Source organism: Brucella tritici (assembly GCF_008932285.1).
Taxonomy (GTDB): Bacteria; Pseudomonadota; Alphaproteobacteria; order Rhizobiales; family Rhizobiaceae; genus Brucella; species Brucella tritici.
In genome coordinates, this window is the sequence record NZ_WBVY01000001.1 from 471798 (window position 1) to 494180 (window position 22383).

The following is a 22383-nucleotide window of genomic DNA, read 5'->3' on the forward strand; positions in this document are numbered from 1 at the left end:
CAGACGGAAATAGCCCGCCGAAACGGTCGTGAAATTGGCGTTTTTTGCTGGTTTCCGTTATAAAGTGACTTTATCGATTCTGTTGAGAAAGAAATCTGAATAGTGTCAGATCAAACGCCTCCACCCGGTTCCGACGATATGAATGGTGGCCCAAACGGCGGCCCTAGCGGTATCGAACCGATTTCCATTATCGAGGAGATGCAGCGCTCCTATCTCGATTACGCGATGAGCGTTATCGTGAGCCGTGCGCTGCCCGATGTGCGCGACGGCCTGAAGCCCGTGCATCGCCGCATTCTCCACGCCATGAACGAGATGAACCTCGCCTATAACCGCCCGTACCGTAAGTCGGCGGGTGTGGTCGGTGAGGTCATGGGTAAGTATCACCCGCATGGCGACGCTTCCATTTATGACGCTCTCGTGCGTATGGCGCAGGATTTTTCCATGCGCGATCCGCTGGTCGACGGGCAGGGCAATTTCGGCTCCATCGACGGTGATCCGCCGGCGGCGATGCGTTACACCGAATGCCGTCTGGAAAAGCTTACCGAATCCATCCTGTCGGATATCGACAAGGATACGGTCGACTTCCAGGACAATTATGACGGCCGCGAGCAGGAACCTGTGGTTATGCCTGCACGCTTCCCGAACCTGCTCGTCAATGGTTCGGGCGGTATCGCTGTCGGCATGGCGACCAATATTCCGCCGCACAATCTCGGCGAAATCATCGACGGTTGCATTGCGCTGATCGACAATCCGGCCATCGAGCTGGAAGAAATGATCGAGATCATCCCTGGTCCGGATTTCCCAACCGGCGGCATCATTCTCGGGCGCGCAGGCATCAATTCCGCCTACACGACCGGACGCGGTTCGGTGGTCATGCGCGGACGCGCCACCATTGAGCCGATGCGCGGTGACCGCGAAGCCATCATCATCACCGAGATTCCGTATCAGGTGAACAAGGCTTCGATGATCGAGAAAATGGCCGAACTGGTGCGCGACAAGCGCATCGAAGGCATTTCCGATCTGCGTGACGAATCTGACCGCGAAGGCTATCGCGTCGTGGTGGAACTCAAGCGCGATGCTGTTGCCGATGTCGTTCTGAACCAGCTCTATCGCTACACGCCGCTGCAGACCTCGTTCGGCTGCAACATGGTGGCGCTGAACGGCGGCAAGCCGGAACAGCTCAATCTGCTCGACATGCTGCGCGCATTCGTCGTCTTCCGCGAGGAAGTGGTGACGCGTCGTACCAAGTTCCTGCTCAACAAGGCGCGCGACCGCGCGCATGTGTTGGTTGGTCTTGCAATCGCCGTTGCCAATATCGATGAAGTGATCGCACTCATTCGCCGTGCGCCCGATCCGACGACGGCGCGCGAGCAATTGATGGAACGTCGCTGGCCGGCAGTCGATGTGGCTCCGCTGATCCGTCTGATCGACGATCCGCGCCACACCATCAATGAAGACAACACCTACAATCTCTCCGAGGAACAGGCTCGTGCCATTCTCGATCTGCGTCTGCAGCGCCTGACCGCGCTCGGTCGCGACGAAGTGGCCGACGAACTGAACAAGATCGGTGAGGAAATCCGCGATTATCTGGACATCCTCTCGTCGCGCCTGCGCGTGATGACGATCGTCAAGGACGAGATGATTGCGGTTCGCGACGAATTCGCAACGCCACGCCGCACCGAAATCGGTTTCGGCGGCGCTGAAATGGACGACGAAGACCTGATTGCCCGTGAGGATATGGTCGTCACCGTCAGCCATGCAGGCTATATCAAGCGCGTTCCGCTAACGACCTATCGTGCGCAGCGCCGTGGCGGCAAGGGCCGCTCCGGCATGGCGACTAAGGATGAGGATTTCGTAACCCGCCTGTTCGTCGCCAATACGCATACGCCGGTTCTGTTCTTCTCCTCGCGTGGCATTGTCTACAAGGAGAAGGTCTGGCGTCTGCCTGTCGGTACACCGCAGTCGCGCGGCAAGGCGCTCATCAACATGCTGCCATTGCAGCAGGGCGAGCGCATCACCACAATCATGCCGCTGCCGGAGGATGAAGAATCCTGGGCAAACCTCGACGTCATGTTCTCGACCACGCGCGGTACGGTTCGCCGTAACAAGCTGTCGGACTTCGTTCAGGTCAACCGTAACGGCAAGATCGCGATGAAGCTCGACGACGAGGGCGATGAAATCCTCTCGGTCGATACCTGTACGGAATTCGACGACGTGCTTCTGACCTGTGCCGGTGGCCAGTGCATCCGCTTCCCGGTTACCGATGTGCGCGTCTTTGCAGGCCGTAATTCCATCGGCGTGCGTGGCATCAATCTGGCTGATGGCGACAAGGTCATCTCCATGGCGATCCTGCATCACGTCGATGCCGATGCATCGACCCGCTCCGCCTATCTCAAGCGTTCGATTGCCGAGCGCAGGGCGCAGGGTGCGGACGACGCGGACGACATCGTGGTGGTCGGTGAAGACGTTGGAACCGATGCGGAACTGACCGAAGAGCTCTATCAGGAATTGAAGGCTCGCGAAGAAACCGTGCTGACTGTCAGCGAATACGGTTACGGCAAGCGGTCGTCGTCCTACGAGTTCCGCGTTTCGGGCCGTGGCGGCAAGGGTATTCGTGCTACCGACACGTCGAAGACCGACGAAATCGGCAAGCTCGTCGCCCTGTTCCCGGTCGAGGCAAGCGACCAGATTCTGCTTGTTTCCGATGGCGGACAGCTCATCCGTGTGCCGGTTGACGGTATCCGTATTGCCGGACGTTCCACCAAGGGCGTCACGATCTTCAACACGGCGGACGGCGAAAAGGTCGTCTCGGTCGAACGCATATCCGAAGCGGATAGCGACGAAGAAAACGGCAATGAGAGCGAGGCAGCTTCTGAAGGCGAAGCACCAGCCACAGACACCGAGGAATAATCAAAAGCCCAGGTTGGAGCATTTCCGAGCCAAAAGCGTGAAACGGTTTTGCGTCTGATAATGCGATAAAACAACGAATCTGGGCTTTTTATATAGATCAATGAAAAAGGCCGATGGCGGGAACCATCGGCCTTTTTCAGATGCCAAGACTGGAGGAATTGGCGATCACACAAACTTTTTGTCAGCAAGCTCCAACGCTATTGCGTGAACTCAGCTGTTAATACTCAGCGCGAACGCATGTTGCGCAAACTGTTGATGTCGAATGCCACCTGACGCACGCGCTGACGCTTGGTTTCATTCTCTTCAAGAAGCAAAATGATTGCCGATGCAGCCATCGCGACCATCATGGATAATGCCAGAAGAAAGATCATCATCGTGTTATCCTTTCGACATACATACGCTTCAGAAGCGAAAAGGTTGCACCAAACTTGCACCTATCTTGGTAAATCGGTTGTGAACTTGTCGTGAAATCGCTGTTCATATCGCGTTCATCTGGTTTCTTGGTTTCTGTTTTCTTATCGCAGTGGTTCTTGTTGAAAATCCCGTCAGAAAAGGCTAGCTGGAAGAAATGACGATCGCGATTTATGCGGGCTCCTTCGACCCGGTGACAAACGGCCATATGGATGTCCTCAAAGGTGCCTTGCGCCTTGCCGACGAGGTTATTGTCGCAATCGGCGTTCATCCCGGCAAAAAACCTCTCTTCACCTTCGAGGAGCGCGTGGCACTCATCGGTGAAAGCTCCAAGGCTGTATTGGGCAAGGATGCAGGCCGGGTATCGGTCATTTCCTTCGACGGGCTGGTTATCGATGCAGCGCGCAAGCATGCCGCACAATTGATGGTACGCGGTTTGCGTGATGGCACTGATCTCGACTATGAAATGCAGATGGCGGGCATGAATGGCACGATGGCGCCGGAATTGCAGACCGTGTTCCTCCCGGCTGACCCGGCAGTGCGCACGATTACCGCCACATTGGTTCGCCAGATTGCCTCCATGGGCGGCGATATAAAGCCTTTCGTTCCTGCGGCTGTTGCTGCCGCCTTGAACGCCAAATTCAAATCCTGACCACAGGGAGTTTTTCGATTATGTCCTTTATTCGTTCGGCGCTTGCCGCTGTTGCCTTTATCGCGCTGTCGCAAGGGGCGGTCCAGACGGCTTCCGCCGCCAAGGCCGAAAACACCGTGGTTCTCAAGCTGAAGGACGGCGACGTTGCCATCCAGCTTCGCCCCGATCTCGCGCCGAAGCATGTCGCCCAGATTGAAAAGCTGGTTGGTGAGGGCGCTTATAACGGCGTTGCCTTCCACCGCGTCATTCCGGGCTTCATGGCCCAGACCGGCGATGTGAAGTTCGGTAACGTGGACAAGGGCTTCGATGCTTCGCGCGTCGGCACTGGCGGTTCCGACTATCCGGATATTCCGGCAGAATTTTCGAAGGAACCCTTCGTGCGCGGAACGGTGGGCATGGCCCGCAGCCAGAACCCGAATTCGGCCAATTCGCAATTCTTCATCATGTTTGCGGACGGCGCTTTCCTCAACGGCCAATATACTGTGGTCGGCAAGGTTGTCAGCGGCATGGACGTCGTCGACAAGATAAAGAAGGGTAGCGAAGCCGATAATGGCGCCGTGGAAACCCCCGACAAGATCATCAAGGCCACGCTTCAGGCCAATAAAAAGTAAATACAAGGAGAGGCCCAATGGCTTACAAAGACCCTGAAAACACACTCGTTCTTGAAACCACCAAGGGCAATGTCGTTCTCGAACTCTACCCGGACCTCGCGCCGGATCATGTTGCGCGCGTCAAGGAACTGGCTCGCGAAGGCGCTTATGACGGCGTCGTATTCCACCGCGTGATCGACGGCTTCATGGCCCAGACCGGTGACGTGAAGTTCGGCAAGACCGGCGGTGCTCATTTCAATGGCTCGCGCGCTGGCATGGGCGGTTCGGACAAGCCGGACCTGAAGGCTGAGTTCTCCAACACGCCGCACAAGCGCGGCACTGCTTCGATGGCACGTTCGGCCAACCCGAATTCGGCCAATTCGCAGTTCTTCATCTGCTTTGCCGACGCTCCGTGGCTCGACCGCCAGTACAGCGTCTGGGGCCAGGTCATCGAAGGCATGGACAATGTCGACAAGATCAAGCGCGGTGAGCCTGTATCCGATCCGGACACGATCGTAACGGCCCGCATCGCTGCCGACGTCTAATCCTGCCGATTCCATCGAGAAATTACGGCTCCGGTTCATGCCGGGGCCGTAATTTGTTTACCGCATTTCCGAATGCAAAACCGCTTCGCACTTTTGCTGGAAATGCTTTAGAGGTTCATAATGCGTGTTGATCTTTTCGATTTCGATTTGCCGGAAGAGAGCATTGCTCTGCGACCGGCCGAACCGCGTGACCACGCCAGACTGTTGCGTGTCCGTCCCGGCCAGCCATTCGAAGATCGACAGGTATTCGAATTGCCCGATCTGTTGCAGCCGGGCGATGCGCTTGTCTTCAATGATACCAAGGTAATACCCGCGCAGCTTGAAGGCATGCGTGAGCGCGACGGCAATATTTCGCAGGTCAGCGCCACGCTGCATATGCGCGCCGGGCCGGATCGGTGGAAAGCATTTCTGCGTCCGGGCAAGCGCGTAAAGGAAGGCGACCGCATTCGTTTCGGCCATTCCGGTTCAAGCTGCTTCCTTGGTACACTTGATGCCACCGTGGCAGAAAAGGGCGATGCGGGCGAAGCGCTTCTCGTGTTCGATCTATCTGGCGCCATGCTGGACGAGGCCATCGCGTCGGTTGGGCACATTCCCCTGCCACCCTATATCGCGTCGAAGCGCGTCGAAGACGAGCGCGACCGCAAGGATTACCAAACGGTCTATGCCCGCGAGGAAGGCGCTGTCGCAGCTCCCACTGCCGGATTGCATTTCACGCCCGACCTTCTGGAAAAGATCAAGGCCAAAGGCGTTGAAGAACATTTCGTAACGCTGCATGTGGGGGCAGGGACATTCCTGCCGGTCAAGGCCGATGACACCACCGACCACAAGATGCATTCGGAAATCGGATATGTGTCACAGCGGACTGCCGATGCGCTCAATGCCGTGCACGAGCGGGGCGGCAAGATCATCTGCGTTGGTACGACGTCGCTGCGCCTGATCGAAAGTGCTGCGGGCGAAGATGGCATCATCCGTCCGTGGGCCGGTGCGACCGATATCTTCATCACGCCGGGCTACAAGTTCCGTGCGGTCGATCTGCTGATGACCAACTTCCATTTGCCGCGCTCGACGCTATTCATGCTTGTGTCGGCCTTCAGCGGTCTCGACACGATGCGCGCCGCCTATGACCACGCCATCAGCAACGGCTATCGCTTTTATTCCTATGGTGACGGCAGCTTGCTTGAGCGGGCCGACAAAGCTAAAGACACCGCATGACTCTGGAAAATCTAAAGACAAGCGAAAATTTCGAATTCAAAGTGCTGGCAACCGACGGCGCTGCTCGTCAGGGCGAGATTTCCATGCCGCGCGGCGTGGTGCGCACGCCTGCCTTCATGCCGGTCGGTACGGCCGGCACGGTCAAGGCCATGTATATGGACCAGGTGAAAGAGCTTGGAGCCGACATCATCCTTGGCAATACCTATCACCTGATGCTGCGTCCCGGTGCCGAGCGTGTGGCGCGACTGGGCGGCCTGCATGAGTTCGGCGGCTGGAAAGGTCCGATCCTCACCGATTCCGGCGGTTTCCAGGTCATGTCGCTCGCGCAATTGCGCAAACTCGACGAGAACGGCGTGACATTCCGCTCGCATATTGATGGCAAGCCTTATGAAATGACGCCGGAGCGATCCATCGAGATTCAGGGGCTGCTCGATAGCGATATCCAGATGCAGCTCGATGAATGCGTGGCCCTGCCTTCACCGGAAAAGAACACAGAGCGCGCAATGGAATTGTCGCTGCGCTGGGCCGAGCGCTGCAAGGTCGCTTTCGGCAATCAGCCGGGCAAGGCGATGTTCGGCATCGTGCAGGGCGGCGACGTTGCACGCCTGCGCGAGAAATCGGCGGAAGCGCTAAAGGCAATGGACCTCAAGGGCTATTCGGTCGGTGGGCTTGCGGTCGGCGAGCCGCAGCAAGTCATGCTCGACATGCTGGAGGTGGTCTGCCCGATCCTGCCATCGGAAAAGCCGCGTTACCTGATGGGCGTCGGCACACCGGACGATATTCTGAAGTCCGTAGCGCGCGGGATCGACATGTTCGATTGCGTGATGCCAACACGTGCAGGCCGTCATGGCCTCGCTTTCACGCGCTTTGGCAAGGTGAACCTGCGCAATGCGCGCCATGCAGACGATCATCGTCCGCTCGATCCGGAATCGGATTGCCCGGCATCGCGCGACTATAGCCGCGCCTATCTGCATCATCTGGTAAAATCCGGTGAAGCGCTCGGCGCCATGCTCCTGACCTGGAACAACCTGGCCTATTATCAGTATCTGATGAAGGGCATCCGCGCATCGATTGCCGATGGGCGCTTTGGCGAATTTTCCGCCGAAACCTCGGAAGGCTGGGCGAGGGGCGATATAGCCCCGCTCTGATTCGCGAACCACCAGAACGAAGGGGCGCTCGGCGCCCTTTTTCTGCTTATGGCTGTCAGTTTTCTGTCAGCATGTTTTCCAGACGGACGAGAACAGCGCGCTGTTCCTCATCGTTCAAAATTTCACATTCCATCAATTTGGAGCATTCGAGACCTGCGACGGCCAGATAGACAATAAGCGCCGTATCGGGATCGGTTGTGTCCTTGATCATGCGATCAAGAAGAGCCCTGTGATACTGCCGAACCGGCACCATGAAACCCGGATCTTCGGCAAGCGCTGCAAGGACACCACAAGCTGGCGGCTCATCATCGGCCTGAACCCGGTAAACATCGAGAAAAGCCCGCGCGACGCGGTTCTCATCGCCTTTCTGGAGTGTTTCCTGAACCTCCATGGCGTGTTCGTGCTCTTTCATATATTCTTCGACCACCGCTTCGAGCAGCTTGGCCTTTGTCGGAAAAGAATAAAGCAGTCCGCCTTTTGAAAGCCCGGCTCGGGCTGCTACGGCATCGAGAGAGAGGTGGGCGGGTCCGATCTCACGGGCAAGCTCGGTAGCAGCGCGCAGAATACGTTCGCGCGACGAGACTTTCTTTTTTGTTAGCAACTTACTGGTGTCTCCTGACAGTTCGTGTGTTGACAATACCGTCCAGACGGTACAGTTATTCGCCACTTTCATACAAGTAAAATACGCGCGACCTTTGCGTGAATGCGAAAGAAGGCGCCGCGGCCAATCCCCCAACCCTGATCAATCAGGGAGCCATCTGGAGTGCATCCGCAATGATCAAGCGCCTTATTCTGGCAATAATATTTCTCGTGATCGTCGTTGGAGGCCTCGTTGGCTTTAACCTGTTCCGATCACAGGCGATCAAAGACTTCTTCGCCAACATGCAGCAGCCCGCCCAGACGGTTTCCACCGTTACGGTGGAGCCGGGCGTGTGGAAGCCGGGTGTGGAAGCCATCGGTACAGCCAACGCGCTCAACGGCGTCGATTTGACCGTGCAGCTTGACGGCCTCGTGCAGAAGATCAACTTCAAGGCCAATCAGGAAGTCAAGGAAGGCGACCTGCTGCTTCAGCTCGAAGACAGCATTCAGAAGGCCGACCTCGCAGCCGCCGAAGCTGAAGCCGTTCTTGCCCAGCAGAACCTGAAGCGTGCCGATACGCTGCGCACGCGCGGCGTCGGTGCGGTTTCGAACGTGGACACGACTGCTTCGGTTGCCAATGCTGCTGCTGCAAATGTGGAGAAGATGCGCGCTACGCTGGCGCAGAAGTCCGTTAAGGCTCCGTTCTCTGGTGTTATCGGCATTTCCAAGGTCGATCTCGGTCAGTATCTGACACCCGGCACGGTCATCGCCACGCTGCAGAACACCGACGTGATGCGTATCGACTTCACCGTCCCCGAACAGTCTCTGTCGTCGATGAAGCTCGGACAGAACGTCAAGGTCGGATCGACTGCGGAAGCACTCGACTTCACCGGCACTATTGTCGGTATAGACCCGAAGATCGACCCGACGACACGTCTCGTCTCGGTGCGCGCTGAGGTGCAGAACCCGGACCACAAGCTGACCCCCGGCCAGTTCGTGCAGGTTCGCGTCGAACTGCCGGAAGAAGAGAATGTTATCGCTCTTCCGCAAACCACGATTATCTCCAGTCTTTACGGCGACTATGTCTATGCAGTTCGTCCGGAACAGAAGCAGGAAGGCGCGAAGGCTGCCGAAGGCGACAATGCCGCCAAGGCTCCTGCAGCCGATGCCAAGCCGGAAGAGGGCGAAAAGCAGGTCGCGCAGCAGGTCTTCATCAAGCTTGGACGCCGTTATTCCGGTCTTGTCGAAGTGACGAGCGGCCTCAAGGCTGGCGACATCATCATCACGGCAGGCCAGAACCGGCTTTCGCCCGGTGTTCCGGTGAAAATCGACAACACCGTCAATCCGATTCCTGCCGGCCAACCGGCTGACAAGCAATAGGCGATCCCGATGAGCTTTTCCGATATTTTCATCCGGCGCCCCGTGCTTGCCACGGTGGTCGCCCTCATGATCATTCTGTTGGGCCTTCAGGGTATCGCACAGCTGACGGTGCGCGAATATCCGAAGGTCGACGAAACCGTCATTACGGTCACGACGAACTATGCCGGTGCGAGTGCCGATCTCATTCAGGGCTTCATCACCGCACCGATCGCCGAAGCGGTCGCAACTACCGAAAACATCGACTATGTGACGTCTTCTAGCCGTCCGTCTTCGAGCACTGTGACCGTGCAGATGAAGCTCGGCGCAAACCCGGACGCGGCACTGACGGAAGTTATCGCCAAGGTCAATCAGGTTCGCGGCGACCTGCCGGACGAATCCGACGATCCGGTCATCGTCAAGGGAACGGGCCAGAACTTCGCTACCATGTATCTGGCTGCGCAGAACCCGAACATGACGAGCGAACAGATCACCGAATATCTGGAGCGCGTTATCCAGCCGCGCATGTCCACCATTCAGGGCGTTGCAAAGGCTGAAATTCTGGGCGGTCAGGTCTATTCGATGCGCGTCTGGCTAGACCCGATCCAGCTTGCGGCCCGCCAGATCACGGCGCCGGAAGTTCTGGCGGCAATCAAGGCCTCCAACTTCCTGTCGGCTCCGGGCACGACGAAGAACGAATATGTGGCGTCCTCGATCACGCTGAAGTCGACCTTGCAGACCCCGGAAGCCTTCGGCGCCATGCCGATCAAGGCTTCGGGAGACGACGTCGTTCGTCTGCGTGATGTGGCCCGCGTCGAACTCGCGGCAAAAAGCACGGACACCATCGTTTCGTTCAACGGTTCAGCGGGTACCTTCCTCGGCGTCTTCCCGACACCGGCGGCAAACCCCATCGACATGGCGGCTGCCGTCCGCAAGGAACTGCCGTCTATCCAGGCATCGCTGCCGGAAGGCATGTCACTTGTTCTCGTCTATGACGCGACAGAGCAGATCAGTTCTTCGATCAAGGAAGTCTTCACGACCATCGGCGAAGCCGTGGCTATCGTCATTCTGGTCATCATTGTATTCCTTGGGTCGTTCCGCTCGGTGTTGATTCCGATTGTCACGATCCCGATCTCGCTGATCGGCGTGTGTTTCTTCCTTTATGTGCTTGGATTCTCGATCAATCTGTTGTCGCTGCTCGCCATGGTTCTTGCCATCGGCCTTGTGGTCGATGACGCTATCGTGGTTCTGGAGAATATCCACCGGCATATCGAAGAGGGCTTGCGCCCCATGGATGCCGCGTTCAAGGGCATGAAGGAAATCACCGGCTCGATCATCGCCATGACGATCACGCTGGCGGCGGTGTTCGCGCCGCTCGGCTTTACGGGCGGCCTGACGGGTGCCCTGTTCCGCGAATTCGCCTTCACGCTTGCCGGTGCCGTCATCATTTCTGGTATTGCCGCCTTGACGGTTTCGCCGATGATGTGCGCGCGCATGCTCAAGCATGGCGACCAGACGCGGTTCCAGAAGTTCATCGACCGGACCTTCTCGCGCTTCGAGAAGTGGTATCACCGTCGCGTTTCCAATTCGCTCAACTATCGCGGCATCACGCTGATGATCGTTGTAGCGTTGATGGGGCTGACGGGATTCCTGTTCATGAACACGTCGAGCGAACTGGCACCGGAAGAAGATTCCGGCGCACTGTTCTCGATGTTCCAGGCTCCGCAATATGCTACCTCGGCCTATACCAATCTCTACGCCGAACAGATCGACGAACTGACCAAGGATCTTCCCGAACTGAAGACCCGCTTCCAGATCGTCGGTATGGACGGCGGCACGACATCGGGTATCGCGCTGTGGGTTCTGAAGGACTGGAACGAGCGTACCCGTTCGCAGAAGCAGATTCAGGAAGACCTGACCGCACGCATCTCCAAGGTTGCAGGTGTCGAAGCTTTCATCTTCGCGCCTCCATCCCTGCCAGGAACGGGCGGCGGCCTGCCGATCTCGATTGCCTTGCAATCGACCGGCCCGGCTGATCAGGTCTTCGCACTGGCTGAAGAAATCAAGAACGAAGCACAGGCTTCGGGCCAGTACATCATCGTGCAGAACTCGCTCTCCTTCAACGCACCGCAGATCACGATCACAATCGACCGTGACCGCGCGGCGACGCTGGGCGTGCAGATCAGCGATATCGGTTCGACACTTGGTCTTCTGACCGGCGGCGCGTCGGTCGCGAAGTTCGACCGCGATTCGAACAGTTATGACATCATCACGCAGGTGCCTGATGCATATCGTTCGAACCCGGAAAAGCTCGGCGATTTCTATGTGCGCAGCGTTTCCGGTTCGATGATCCCGCTCTCGTCGGTCATCACGATCAGCCAGAACGCATCACCTGCGGCGATCGAGCAGTTCAATCAGTTGAACTCGGCAACGATTTCAGCCTTGCCGCTGCCGGGCGTCACAACCGGGCAGGGCCTGCAAACTCTGGTTGATCTGGCCAAATCCAAGATGCCGGAAGGCTTCTTCCTGGATTATTCCGGCCAGTCGCGTCTGGAAGTGGAGCAGGGCAACACGATCCTGATCGCCTTCGGCCTCGCCGTCATCGTGATCTATCTCGTGCTTGCGGCGCAGTTTGAAAGCTTCCGCGATCCGTTCATCATCATGATGTCGGTTCCGCTGTCGATCTTCGGTGCCATTGTGCCGCTGAATATCGGTCTCGGTACGCTCAACATCTATACACAGGTCGGTCTAATCACCCTTGTCGGGCTGATTACCAAGCACGGTATTCTGATGGTGGAATTCGCCAACCAGCAACGCCGCCTGCATGGTCTTTCGCGTCGGGACGCGATCATCGTCGCGGCTGAAACCCGCCTGCGTCCGATCCTGATGACCACCGCCGCCATGGCGCTTGGTGTTGTGCCGCTCATCATCGCGACCGGCGCCGGTGCAGCCGCTCGTTACTCGATGGGGCTGGTGATCTTCACCGGTATCGTGATCGGCACGATCTTCACGCTGTTCGTGGTCCCGATGTTCTACACCTTCATCGCCAAGAAGGAAGTGGAAGGCGAATATGTTGCGTCATCGGATGAAGGCGGCGAACCGGCTCCAGCGCAACATCACTGAAACTTGCGTTGAACCAATGATAAAGGGCGGCCTAGAAATAGGTCGCCCTTTTGATTTTTGCTAACGTTGCAAACGCTGCGTTCCAACCCATATGAGCCAGTATGATACCCTTATCCGTTCTCGATCTTTCGCCCGTTCCCGAAGGTAGCGATGCAGCGCAATCGCTGCACAACACGCTGGAACTTGCGCAACATGCCGAACGGCTCGGCTTTCATCGTTACTGGCTTGCCGAACACCACAATATGCCGGGCATAGCCAGCGCTGCGACGTCCGTGGTCATCGGTTACGTCGCCAATGGAACCTCAACGATCCGTGTCGGCGCGGGCGGCGTCATGCTGCCCAACCACGCACCTCTGGTGATTGCAGAACAGTTCGGCACGCTGGCTTCCCTGTTTCCGGGGCGTATCGATCTCGGTCTTGGACGCGCTCCGGGCACGGACCAGATTACTGCTCATGCGCTTCGTCGCAATCTCGACAGCGATGCCAATGCGTTTCCACAGGATGTGGTCGAGTTACTGAACTATTTCAAACCCGCCGAACCGGGCCAGCGCGTGCGCGCAGTGCCGGGCGAGGGGTTGAATGTGCCTGTCTGGATTCTCGGTTCCAGCCTGTTCGGCGCGCAGCTTGCCGCGATGCTGGGGCTGCCTTACGCATTCGCCTCGCACTTTGCGCCTGCGGAGATGGAACGCGCCATCGCTCTTTATCGCGAGCGGTTCGAGCCATCGGAATATATGCAGAAGCCTTATGTAATGCTGGGCCTCAATGTGATTGCAGCGGATACGGACGAAGAGGCGAACTACCTTTTCACCTCGCAGCTACAGGCTTTCGTCAATCTGCGCAGCGGTCGCCCCGGCAAGCTGCCCGCGCCAGTCGAAGGCTATATGGAGCGGCTTGATCCGGCAGCGCAGGCGCTCGTCCGCCAGATGCTGTCATGCCGCGTGGTCGGTGGACCGGAGACTGTGGCGAAAGGTATCAAGGCCTTTGCACAGAGCACCGGCGCCGATGAACTGATGTTGACCGGCATGATCCACGATCACAAGAAACGCCTGCATTCATACGAGATCGCAAGTCGATCAATCGCCTGACCGGCCGGTCTCCATATCCGCAAAGACCAGATAGCGAAGCGGACCAGGTGTAATCGCATCGAATGGGTAGCAGGTCGCCAGCACAAGGTGGCGGCCTTCGCTATCCGGAACGATTTTCGCCTCATCCCACCGCGCCACGGTCATATGGCTAACGCGATAGGAAACCGTCTTTCCGTCGCTGCGGGTGACGAGTATCTGGTCGTTTTTCTCGATATTCTTCAGAAATGCGAAATGCGTGTCGCGATGCGCGGCATAGACAGCCGTTCCCCGTTCGCCGGCCATCGGCGTATTGTCCAGATGACCGGGACCGAAAGCCAATGCCTGTCCGCTGGCACCTTTCAGGGCAATGGCTGATTCATTGAGTCTTGGGGCTTCGATGCGGGCAACCGGCCATGTATCGGCCCAGTTCCAGGGTTTGACCGGAGCGCCCGTTTCAATGCTTTCGGAAAAGGCCTTTTCCAGCAGGATCTGAGCCGCAAACGCTTTCGCATGGATCCAGATTCCCTGACCGGCAATTGCCACCCCCATCGCAATCAGCACCATGCCAAGCGCGGGGAGAAGGGAGCGCTTCAGCGCGCTCCCCGTAACAAGCTGATCGATAGGCATCACACATTCTCCTTGCGGCGGAAGAACCAGAAGACGAACAGTCCAACCAGCATCAAACCCAAGCCTTGCAAAAGCAGCAGTGTCGCTGGCGTTGCCGTCTGCGGCAGCGGGATCGACTGCGATGGCGATGATGGTGAGGCAGGGCTTTCATGGCTACGAACAGCGTCGCTCACCCCATTCATGTCCATGCTTGCGTGATCCCCGACATTGCGGTCCGCGCGGATGCCGAACAGCGTGTCATAATCCCACCCGGCAGGCAGTTGCAGTGGAATATCGGCGCGGGTCAGCGGTGCATTGGCCGGTCGCGAGGGTGTCTTGTCGACGGCCACGAGGCTCGTCAGCCGGCTGACCAGATGATGCTCCAGTGCCAGGCGAAGAATGCGCGCATCGGCTGCGTCCTGAGTAATTTTGCCAAGGGTCAGGTCTACTTCCGCATCGTCAATCTTGCGACGTGCCCACAATTTTGAGATGCCTTCAGCATTCATTGCCTGGTCGAGCGGCAGATTGACTGTCCATGGACGGCCATCAATCTGGCCTTCGATAACAAGGCTTCCGGTTGCCTTGCCCATTCGCGCGGCGATGACAAGCGGTTCACCACGATAGAGATCGGGCAGAAGGGAGGGTGTCATGCTCACATTCTTTTCCGAAAAATTGGCCTTCAGATCGGTAACAGCCGGGTTTTCAAGCTTGTCGAACAGAGCCCGCATGCGTTCGTCCACTTCAGCCGCCGACCCGATATGGGTGAAGGTTCCGCGTCCAAGTTCTGCCGCACGATTCATCAGATAGGAATTCGGGGCAGAGCCAATGCCGACCATGAAAATACGCGAGCGCCCCCGACGTGCCGCAACGGCATCCAGCAACTGCTGCTCATTGCTGATCTCGCCGTCGGTCAGAAACACGATCTGGCGCAATCCATTGCCCTGATGGCTGTCATCAAGAGCTGCATGAAGGGCAGGCAGCATTTCCGTACCGCCTTGCGCTTCAAGGTTCCTTACGAAACGGCGGGCGGAGGCGATATTCTGCTGATTGGCATCGACAGAATCGTCGAAGAATTTGGTCAATGTGTCGTCAAAGCGGATCACATTGAACCGGTCTCCGGGCTGAAGATGCGACAGTGCATAATCCAGACTGGCCTTTGCCTGTTCAATGGAAGTACCGCCCATCGATCCGGAATTATCGATCACGAAGATGACCTCACGCTGGGCTTTTTTTGCGCTAGCAACAGCCGGAGGCGTAATATAGGCAAGCACATAATCGTCCTTGCCGATATGTTCGCGGAACAGCCCGACCTGCGGTGCATCGCTTGCGACAGCGCTCCATTCCAGAACGAAATCACGATCAGCAGCAGCCGTTCCGTCCAGCGTGATTTCTCGTGTCGTGTCGTTCGTCGCATCGATTCTGACCTTATGGTAAAGGCTTTCGACCTTTCCAAGCGGGAAGCCTGCCTTCAGATTGACCTTGACGGTCACAGGATTGGTTCGCAGGGCTGCCGGTGGAGTCAATGGCGTCACAAGCGGTGCGTTGTAGCTATCAGGCTTGCCAGTATCGCTCGACTTGCCCCAGCCGTTTTTCATTTCGACTTCCTGAACAACAGGTGAGGCATTATCCGGATTGTAACGTGGCGCGACGACCAATGGCACACGCAGCGAGAAACGATCATCAGAAAGCCGCACCGCCTGCTGATACTCGATCTGGATGACGACTTTCTCATGCGGGCCGATATTGGCAACCGCATTGGTAAACACGTTGGGCCGCTGCTGTTCGATCAGCGTGGCCTTTTTGCCTTCGCTCTTCGCCTGTTCATATATTTCGCGCGCGGCCTGCTTCTCCTTGATTTCGGCGACAATCACACGATCACCGATGACCATCTTCAGCGAATAGACCGCACTTTCTTCCGGCAATGGAAAGACATACAGGGCTTCAACGAAACCGTCGGTCGGGTTCTCGAATGCCTGCGTCAGCCGGGTCCGGGCCGTCGGCCCACTCACATCGAGATTGACGTCCGTTGCGATTCGGGGCGCTTCGACATAACGCCCGGCTTCGCTTGTCTCTAGCAAAAGACTGCCGGATTGAACCTCGTTCGGCGTGACCAGAGCGGGTGTTTCAGCACGAGCCTGAACAATCTGCAACAGACAGAAAATGACAGCCAGCGCTGGCAGCAACGCCATGTTGCAAAACCAGACGAACGAACAGAAGCGGGAGAGTATCCGGCGGCTATTATTATGATTTGTAAGACTTATCGCGGGTGACATGACGTGCTCCTTGTTCACCTCGAAGAACTGGAGCCATTGTCGCTGGAGCCACTGTTTCCACTCCAGCGTAAGCTTTGCCAAGTTTCAGCCGTCACTTTCCGCAAACCGCCTTGCCGGTTACGCATATGTGTGGAATTGTGAAGAAAAGTACGCAATTCAGGATAAGCCATGTCCGATCAGGACTCTCACCTTCCCGACCAGCTCAATGCCCGCGTTGCCGTACGGGTTCGTGAGGAAATTGCCCGGCGGCGAATTTCGCGCCAGCTTCTGGCCGATGAAGCGCGGATCAGTCTTTCGACTTTGGAAAAAGCGCTGTCGGGCCACAGGCCCTTCACACTTGCAACGATCATCCGTCTTGAACAGGCAATGGGTGTCGCCCTGCGCGAACAGGCAGGTGATACTCCCGCCTCGTTGGCCAGGAATGGCAACAGTCATGCGGCGGAAGAATTGGGCGCCTATTCGCGTGCCTCGGTTTCATGGCTTGAAGGCGATTATCTGACCTTGCGTCCGTCCTTTGGCGAGGACAAGGCCATCTTCGCTTACATCACGGAAATCGGTTGGGATTTCGATGCCGGGCATCTCAGTTTTCGTGAGCGGGAACGTTCCGACGTTTCATTTTCGCAACAGGGCACTGTCTCCGTTCCACATCTTTCAGGGCACATCTATCTCGTCACGAATACATCCGGCCAGTACCGTATGGCTGTGCTTTCCCGCCCAAGCATTACAGGTGAAATGTTTGGTATCCTGACGACATTGCGCGCCGGGCAGGGCGCACATCTGACACCGGTTTCAACGCCACTTGCGCTCGTACCCATGAGGCAATTCGCCGGTCCGTCATTCGGGCGCATAAGGCCGGATGATCAGTCCTTTGCCGATTATTCGGCGATCCTGTGCAAGACTCTGAGTGACGGCTATGCGGGTTTCGTGACTGGTTGAGTCACACTCTCGCTTTTGATTTCCGTCAACAGCCAATCCCGGAAAGCAGAAACAGCAGGCGTGCTCGAGCGAGCCTTCGGCGTCACAAAATAATAGCTGCTCGGGCTTTTGACCGTGTGCGGACAAGCGACCACAAGCTGGCCGCTTTCAATCTCGGCGCGAATGAGGAACAGCGGCATCAGCGCAACGCCAAGACCTGCAATGCAGGCCTGCGAGACATTTGAAAACTGCTCGAAACGCATTCCAGGAGAAACCGGAGCCGCGATGTCGAGACTTTTAAACCAGTGATCCCATGCGCCGGGGCGTGATGCCATGTTGAACAAAGGGAGCGGCAGAAGATCGGTTGGGGCCTGAACCGGGTTTCGCTGGAGAAAAGCGGGGCTGCACACCGGCGCAACTGTTTCATCCATCAGAAAGACACTATCGGCGTTGGGCCAATCCGGTTGGCCGATATGGATGGCCGCGTCCAGCCCTTCGCGATCAAAATCGAACTGCCCGATACGTGTCGCAAAATTCAGGATGATATCCGGATATTTGGCCACGAAACGCGGTATGCGCGGTATCAGCCAGCGTGTCCCGAATGTCGGCAGGAACGCGAGATTGAGCGTAGTGCCACGCATCTGCGACATGACTTGCAGCGAAGCGGCACGGATGGAAGCGAGCGCTGGCCCCACCACCTTCAGATAGGCTCGTCCCGCATCGGATAGGACCACATGACGGCTTGAGCGGTCGAACAGCGCGGTTCCGAGCTGTTCTTCCAGCGTTGCAATCTGTCGGCTCACTGCGCCTTGAGTTAACGACAGTTCCTCGGCAGCCGCCGAAAAGCTTTCATGCCGCGCAACCGCATCGAAGGCGGCAAGCGCACTGGTGGAGGGAAGCAGGCGTCGCGATATCGAAGTCATGATCCATTACTAAATGGAATAGACCGATGAGTAAACGTCGATTGCACGGAACTTCGGCACGGTTCATATTTCCTGCAAATTTTCATTGAGGAGAATACACTGATGTCACGTGCGGCTTTTAGCTGGGAAGACCCGTTTCTGCTGGATGACCAGCTGACCGAAGACGAGCGCATGATCCGCGACTCGGCCAAGGCCTTCGCGACGGATGTTCTGCTGCCCCGTGTTGAAAAGGCCTACCTGGATGAGACGACCGATCCGGAACTGTTCCGTCTGATGGGGCAGTCTGGTCTTCTGGGCGTGACGCTTCCTGAAGAATATGGCGCGGCCAATGCCAGCTATGTTGCCTATGGCCTGGTGGCGCGCGAGGTCGAGCGTGTCGATTCCGGTTATCGTTCGATGATGAGCGTGCAGTCGTCGCTGGTGATGTATCCGATCTATGCCTATGGCTCGGACGAACAGCGCAAGAAATATCTTCCGGGCCTCGTCTCCGGCGAGCTGATCGGCTGCTTCGGCCTGACCGAGCCTGATGCAGGTTCCGATCCCGCAGGCATGAAGACCCGCGCCGAGAAGATCGACGGCGGCTATCGTCTCAGCGGCTCGAAGATGTGGATTTCGAATTCGCCAATCGCCGATGTGTTCGTCGTCTGGGCAAAGTCAGCCGCGCATGACAACGCCATTCGCGGCTTCATCCTCGAAAAGGGTATGAAGGGCCTTTCCGCGCCGAAAATCGGCGGCAAGCTTTCGCTGCGCGCATCGATCACCGGCGAAATCGTCATGGATGGTGTCGAAGTTTCGGAAGATGCACTCCTACCGAATGTCTCCGGCCTCAAGGGTCCGTTCGGCTGCCTCAATCGCGCCCGTTACGGCATTTCCTGGGGCGTCCTCGGCGCTGCAGAAGATTGCTGGTTCCGTGCCCGTCAGTATGGCCTCGATCGCAAGCAGTTCGACAAGCCACTGGCCGGTACGCAGCTTTACCAGAAGAAGCTGGCCGACATGCAGACCGAAATCGCTCTTGGCCTTCAGGCAAGCTTGCGCGTCGGTCGTCTGTTCGACGACGGCAGAATGGCTCCGGAAATGATCTCCATCGTCAAGCGCAACAATTGCGGCAAGGCGCTCGATATTGCCCGTCAGGCGCGCGATATGCACGGCGGCAACGGCATCCAGATCGAATACCACGTCATGCGCCACGCGCAGAATCTGGAAACGGTAAACACCTATGAAGGCACGCATGACGTTCATGCGTTGATCCTGGGCCGTGCTCAGACCGGCATTCAGGCTTTCTTCTGATCGCTGTATTGCCAAGCCTTTCATTCGGGCCCGCTCGCAGTTCGCGGGCGGGCCTCTTTATTTTTGTACGGGATTGCTGAAAATGCAGAATACACCGCTTGACGGTCTCAAGGTGGTAGAACTGGCGCGCATTCTTGCCGGGCCATGGGTAGGGCAGACACTTTCTGATCTTGGAGCCGATGTCATCAAGGTGGAAAGCCCAGAGGGCGACGATACGCGCAAATGGGGGCCTCCATTCATCGATGTGGAAGGCGAACGGTCTGCTGCCTATTTTCACGCCTGCAATCGCGGCAAGCGCTCGATTACGGCCGATTTCCGCACTGACGAGGGCAGGGAACTGGTACGCCAGCTCGTGGCCGAGGCCGATGTGGTCATCGAAAACTTCAAGCTGGGCGGCCTCGACAAATATGGCCTCGACTATGAGAGCCTGAAGGCCATCAATCCACGCCTGATCTATTGCTCGATCACCGGTTTCGGCCATACCGGCCCTTATGCGGAGCGCGCAGGCTACGATTTCATGATTCAGGGCATGGGCGGCGTCATGGATCTCACCGGCGAACCTGACGGTGAGCCGCAGAAGATCGGCGTGGCTTTCGCCGACATTTTCACCGGGCTTTACAGCGTGATTGCGATCCAGTCGGCGCTCATCATGCGCGAGCGTACCGGCACCGGCCAGCATATCGATATGGCGCTGTTCGACTGCATGTCTGCGGTCCTTGCCAATCAGGCCATGAATTTTCTGGCGTCAGGTGTTTCGCCAAAACGCATGGGCAACGCGCACCCGAACATCGCGCCATATCAGACGCTCCCCGTTTCCGACGGCTATTTCATCATCGCCTGCGGCAATGACGGACAGTTCGGAAAACTGACATCGTTGCTCGGCATTGGTGACCTCGCCGCCGACGAGCGCTTCGTTAGCAATTCGGCGCGCGTGGCCAATCGATCCGCACTGACAGCACTTCTGGAAGAAAAAACACGGGCTTGGAAGCGCGACGATCTTCTGGCCGAGCTCGCCAGAATCGGCGTGCCAGCCGGTCCGATCAATACGGTAGCCGATGTATTCGCAGACCCGCAATTCGAGGCGAGGGCGATGAAAATCGACCCGCAAGGGGTTCCAGGCCTGCGGACGCCTATTCGCTTTTCCGATGCAGAATTGAAGCTCGACAAGCGTTCGCCGAAGCTTGGAGAGCACAGCAACATCATTCTTTCGGAAATCGGCAAAAACTGATCGGGGATAGTGTCATCAACCAGACGCGCTCTTCATCGAAGGGCGCGTTTTTGTTTGTATTGCAGCGATGAAAAGTGAAAGTCTCTAATCAATAAACAAGTTTAACCCCTTGCGGGGAAAGCATTTTAAATTGTTCTTGAGAGAAGATGGTGCGGTCGAGAAGACTCGAACTTCCACGGGTTGCCCCACAGCGACCTCAACGCTGCGCGTCTACCAATTCCGCCACGACCGCCCGTGGTAGGAGCCGAACTCCGTCGGCGAGTGGGCATTTAGCAAATCACTTTGGGGTGCACAAGCCCCATCTGCATCTTCCGGCAATCTTTTTGAAAAAGAATGTGAAAAAGCTGGCACTCAATCATCGAAGACATAGCCAAAACCGCGATTTTCCGGGCTTTTTCAAAGACTTCCACAGATCGAAAAAATTTCCGAAAAACGTCATCAGGCGAGAGCGTCGCGAGGGAAGAGAGCACTGCGAGAGGTAATAAAGAGCGAATCCGACGAATCCGATTCATTCGGATTCGCTTCCAACGCAAAAAATCAGCCGGCGATGCCCTGCAGGCGCTTGATATCCTCAAGGCGCTTCATTGTTTCTGCGTAGCCGGCATCGATTGCCTCGGATGCGCGATGGAAATCGGCAAGCCCGATCTGTCCCACAATCGGCATAAGCGTAACATCCGGCGGATCGCCAGCCATACGGGCGCGCGAGATTCGGTCCTGTATGATGTTGAAGGCTTCCATCATCACGCCGGTAATGCCGAGGCGTGCTTCTTTCTCGCCATGAATCGCGTCCACAAGCCCTTCCTGGCGCGTTTGCGCATGTTTGATGACCGCAGCGCGACCATACTGGTCGTAATGCAGGTTCACGGCCAGAACCAAGCGCTGCTCATAAGCACGGCACACGGATACGGGAACGGGATTGACGAGTGCGCCATCGACCAGAACACGCTCCTGCCAGCGCACAGGCTCGAAAACGCCGGGCAGGGCGTAGGAGGCGCGCATGGCATCGATAAGCGGACCTGATGACAGCCAGATTTCGTGACCGGTGCGCAGTTCCGTGCAGATGGCAACGAAGGGACGATCCAGTTCCTCGATGCGCAAGCCGTCCAGATGCTCGCGCAGACGGCCATCCAGCTTCATCCCGCCGAACAGCCCGCTGCCGCGAAAGGTGATGTCGAGAAGATTGAACATGCGTCGCCGGGTGAGGCTACGGGCGAAATCTTCCAGTTCATCGAGTTTTCCAGCCAGATAACAGCCACCCACAAGCGCGCCGATAGATGTCCCGGCAATCATCTCGATATCGATATTGGCTTCGTCCAGCGCGCGTAAAACGCCGATATGCGCCCAACCGCGTGCAGCTCCACCGCCCAGCGCAAGGGCTATCCGGCGCGGTTCACGCTTGATTTCAGGCTTCTCGACGATTTCTTCGGCTGGCGGTGCAAGGTCGTTATTCGCAGCCTTCCGCCTCTGCCCCCATGCAAGCATCACGATGGACACCTCTTCGTCTCGATTTGGAGCATTTCCGGCAAAAGACTGAAGCGGCTTGCGTCAGGAAATGCGTAGA

At 57.2% G+C, this 22383-nt stretch carries 18 protein-coding genes and 1 tRNA gene; 12 read left to right on the top strand and 7 right to left on the bottom strand.

Translation table 11 applies throughout. From position 1 onward, the window contains the following. The first annotated feature begins 138 nt into the window (after positions 1–138). Positions 139–2910, top strand: coding sequence for a DNA gyrase subunit A (gene gyrA / locus F9K94_RS02385; RefSeq protein WP_151644108.1), 2772 nt, complete (start codon positions 139–141; stop codon positions 2908–2910). A gap of 224 nt (positions 2911–3134) precedes the next feature. On the opposite strand, the gene F9K94_RS24360 is transcribed toward gyrA, so the two are convergent. Beyond that, positions 3135–3284, bottom strand: a complete 150-nt coding sequence (locus F9K94_RS24360) for a hypothetical protein (RefSeq protein WP_167522188.1) — start codon at positions 3282–3284, stop codon at positions 3135–3137. A 194-nt stretch (positions 3285–3478) separates the two neighbouring features. Between F9K94_RS24360 and coaD the strand changes: the two genes are divergently transcribed. The 5 genes from coaD (at position 3479) to tgt (ending at position 7468) form a co-directional block, all read left to right on the top strand. Next, positions 3479–3973: a pantetheine-phosphate adenylyltransferase gene (gene coaD / locus F9K94_RS02395; protein ID WP_109987838.1), complete on the top strand. Its 495-nt coding sequence runs from the start codon at positions 3479–3481 to the stop codon at positions 3971–3973. A gap of 20 nt (positions 3974–3993) precedes the next feature. Further along, positions 3994–4584 (top strand): peptidylprolyl isomerase, encoded by a 591-nt coding sequence (locus tag F9K94_RS02400; RefSeq protein WP_151643437.1) that lies wholly within the window; start codon positions 3994–3996, stop codon positions 4582–4584. A gap of 17 nt (positions 4585–4601) precedes the next feature. Further along, positions 4602–5108 (top strand): peptidylprolyl isomerase, encoded by a 507-nt coding sequence (locus F9K94_RS02405; protein WP_061346322.1) that lies wholly within the window; start codon positions 4602–4604, stop codon positions 5106–5108. A gap of 120 nt (positions 5109–5228) precedes the next feature. Beyond that, positions 5229–6320 (top strand): tRNA preQ1(34) S-adenosylmethionine ribosyltransferase-isomerase QueA, encoded by a 1092-nt coding sequence (gene queA / locus F9K94_RS02410; RefSeq protein WP_151643439.1) that lies wholly within the window; start codon positions 5229–5231, stop codon positions 6318–6320. Continuing rightward, complete coding sequence (tgt, locus tag F9K94_RS02415) at positions 6317–7468, top strand: tRNA guanosine(34) transglycosylase Tgt (RefSeq protein WP_061346320.1); 1152 nt, start codon at positions 6317–6319, stop codon at positions 7466–7468. The genes queA and tgt overlap by 4 nt, the downstream gene beginning before the upstream one ends. Before the next feature lie 55 nt (positions 7469–7523). Here the strand turns inward: tgt and F9K94_RS02420 are convergent, their stop codons facing one another. Continuing rightward, positions 7524–8141 (bottom strand): TetR/AcrR family transcriptional regulator, encoded by a 618-nt coding sequence (locus F9K94_RS02420; RefSeq protein WP_369798318.1) that lies wholly within the window; start codon positions 8139–8141, stop codon positions 7524–7526. A gap of 101 nt (positions 8142–8242) precedes the next feature. On the opposite strand from F9K94_RS02420, the gene F9K94_RS02425 reads away from it, so the two are divergent. From F9K94_RS02425 to F9K94_RS02435, 3 genes are all read left to right on the top strand, one after another. Further along, the gene (locus tag F9K94_RS02425) at positions 8243–9427 is read left to right on the top strand and encodes an efflux RND transporter periplasmic adaptor subunit (protein ID WP_061346318.1); all 1185 of its coding nucleotides are present in this window, start codon (positions 8243–8245) and stop codon (positions 9425–9427) included. A gap of 9 nt (positions 9428–9436) precedes the next feature. After that, positions 9437–12526, top strand: coding sequence for an efflux RND transporter permease subunit (locus F9K94_RS02430; protein WP_151643441.1), 3090 nt, complete (start codon positions 9437–9439; stop codon positions 12524–12526). 101 nt (positions 12527–12627) lie between these two features. Next, positions 12628–13611, top strand: a complete 984-nt coding sequence (locus tag F9K94_RS02435) for an LLM class flavin-dependent oxidoreductase (RefSeq protein ID WP_151643444.1) — start codon at positions 12628–12630, stop codon at positions 13609–13611. Here F9K94_RS02435 and F9K94_RS02440 read toward each other — a convergent pair. Together F9K94_RS02440 and F9K94_RS02445 are read right to left on the bottom strand one after the other, a co-directional pair. Then, complete coding sequence (locus F9K94_RS02440; RefSeq protein ID WP_151643445.1) at positions 13600–14217, bottom strand: class GN sortase; 618 nt, start codon at positions 14215–14217, stop codon at positions 13600–13602. The two genes, F9K94_RS02435 and F9K94_RS02440, sit on opposite strands and share 12 nt — an antisense overlap. Then, positions 14217–16469 carry a marine proteobacterial sortase target protein gene (locus tag F9K94_RS02445; RefSeq protein ID WP_407922020.1) on the bottom strand — a complete coding sequence of 751 codons (2253 nt, stop codon included), beginning with the start codon at positions 16467–16469 and terminating at the stop codon, positions 14217–14219. Before F9K94_RS02445 ends, F9K94_RS02440 begins: the two co-directional genes overlap by 1 nt. 168 nt (positions 16470–16637) lie before the next feature. On the opposite strand from F9K94_RS02445, the gene F9K94_RS02450 reads away from it, so the two are divergent. Next, positions 16638–17405, top strand: a complete 768-nt coding sequence (locus F9K94_RS02450) for a helix-turn-helix domain-containing protein (RefSeq protein WP_151554947.1) — start codon at positions 16638–16640, stop codon at positions 17403–17405. Here F9K94_RS02450 and F9K94_RS02455 read toward each other — a convergent pair. Then, entirely contained in the window at positions 17381–18307 is a 927-nt protein-coding gene (locus tag F9K94_RS02455) for a LysR family transcriptional regulator (protein ID WP_151643447.1), read from the bottom strand. The two genes, F9K94_RS02450 and F9K94_RS02455, sit on opposite strands and share 25 nt — an antisense overlap. A 102-nt stretch (positions 18308–18409) precedes the next feature. Here F9K94_RS02455 and F9K94_RS02460 point away from each other — a divergent pair, with 102 nt between their 5' ends. Further along, a complete protein-coding gene (locus F9K94_RS02460; RefSeq protein WP_061346312.1) occupies positions 18410–19594 on the top strand; it encodes an acyl-CoA dehydrogenase in 1185 nt (394 codons plus the stop codon). 82 nt (positions 19595–19676) lie between these two features. Next, entirely contained in the window at positions 19677–20822 is a 1146-nt protein-coding gene (locus F9K94_RS02465) for a CaiB/BaiF CoA transferase family protein (protein WP_151643451.1), read from the top strand. A gap of 147 nt (positions 20823–20969) precedes the next feature. On the opposite strand, the gene F9K94_RS02470 is transcribed toward F9K94_RS02465, so the two are convergent. Together F9K94_RS02470 and F9K94_RS02480 are read right to left on the bottom strand one after the other, a co-directional pair. Beyond that, positions 20970–21054: transfer RNA gene (locus F9K94_RS02470), tRNA-Leu, on the bottom strand. Positions 21055–21359: 305 nt separating this feature from the next. Next, complete coding sequence (locus F9K94_RS02480) at positions 21360–22307, bottom strand: patatin-like phospholipase family protein (RefSeq protein ID WP_061346497.1); 948 nt, start codon at positions 22305–22307, stop codon at positions 21360–21362. Positions 22308–22383: the final 76 nt, after the last annotated feature.

Coding starts and splice junctions, on each gene's coding strand:
- gyrA (WP_151644108.1), top strand. CDS start 139: ATGAATGGTGGCCCAAACGGCGGCCCTAGCGGTATCGAACCGATTTCC.
- F9K94_RS24360 (WP_167522188.1), bottom strand. CDS start 3,284: ATGATGATCTTTCTTCTGGCATTATCCATGATGGTCGCGATGGCTGCA.
- coaD (WP_109987838.1), top strand. CDS start 3,479: ATGACGATCGCGATTTATGCGGGCTCCTTCGACCCGGTGACAAACGGC.
- F9K94_RS02400 (WP_151643437.1), top strand. CDS start 3,994: ATGTCCTTTATTCGTTCGGCGCTTGCCGCTGTTGCCTTTATCGCGCTG.
- F9K94_RS02405 (WP_061346322.1), top strand. CDS start 4,602: ATGGCTTACAAAGACCCTGAAAACACACTCGTTCTTGAAACCACCAAG.
- queA (WP_151643439.1), top strand. CDS start 5,229: ATGCGTGTTGATCTTTTCGATTTCGATTTGCCGGAAGAGAGCATTGCT.
- tgt (WP_061346320.1), top strand. CDS start 6,317: ATGACTCTGGAAAATCTAAAGACAAGCGAAAATTTCGAATTCAAAGTG.
- F9K94_RS02420 (WP_369798318.1), bottom strand. CDS start 8,141: ATGAAAGTGGCGAATAACTGTACCGTCTGGACGGTATTGTCAACACAC.
- F9K94_RS02425 (WP_061346318.1), top strand. CDS start 8,243: ATGATCAAGCGCCTTATTCTGGCAATAATATTTCTCGTGATCGTCGTT.
- F9K94_RS02430 (WP_151643441.1), top strand. CDS start 9,437: ATGAGCTTTTCCGATATTTTCATCCGGCGCCCCGTGCTTGCCACGGTG.
- F9K94_RS02435 (WP_151643444.1), top strand. CDS start 12,628: ATGATACCCTTATCCGTTCTCGATCTTTCGCCCGTTCCCGAAGGTAGC.
- F9K94_RS02440 (WP_151643445.1), bottom strand. CDS start 14,217: ATGCCTATCGATCAGCTTGTTACGGGGAGCGCGCTGAAGCGCTCCCTT.
- F9K94_RS02445 (WP_407922020.1), bottom strand. CDS start 16,469: ATGTCACCCGCGATAAGTCTTACAAATCATAATAATAGCCGCCGGATA.
- F9K94_RS02450 (WP_151554947.1), top strand. CDS start 16,638: ATGTCCGATCAGGACTCTCACCTTCCCGACCAGCTCAATGCCCGCGTT.
- F9K94_RS02455 (WP_151643447.1), bottom strand. CDS start 18,307: ATGACTTCGATATCGCGACGCCTGCTTCCCTCCACCAGTGCGCTTGCC.
- F9K94_RS02460 (WP_061346312.1), top strand. CDS start 18,410: ATGTCACGTGCGGCTTTTAGCTGGGAAGACCCGTTTCTGCTGGATGAC.
- F9K94_RS02465 (WP_151643451.1), top strand. CDS start 19,677: ATGCAGAATACACCGCTTGACGGTCTCAAGGTGGTAGAACTGGCGCGC.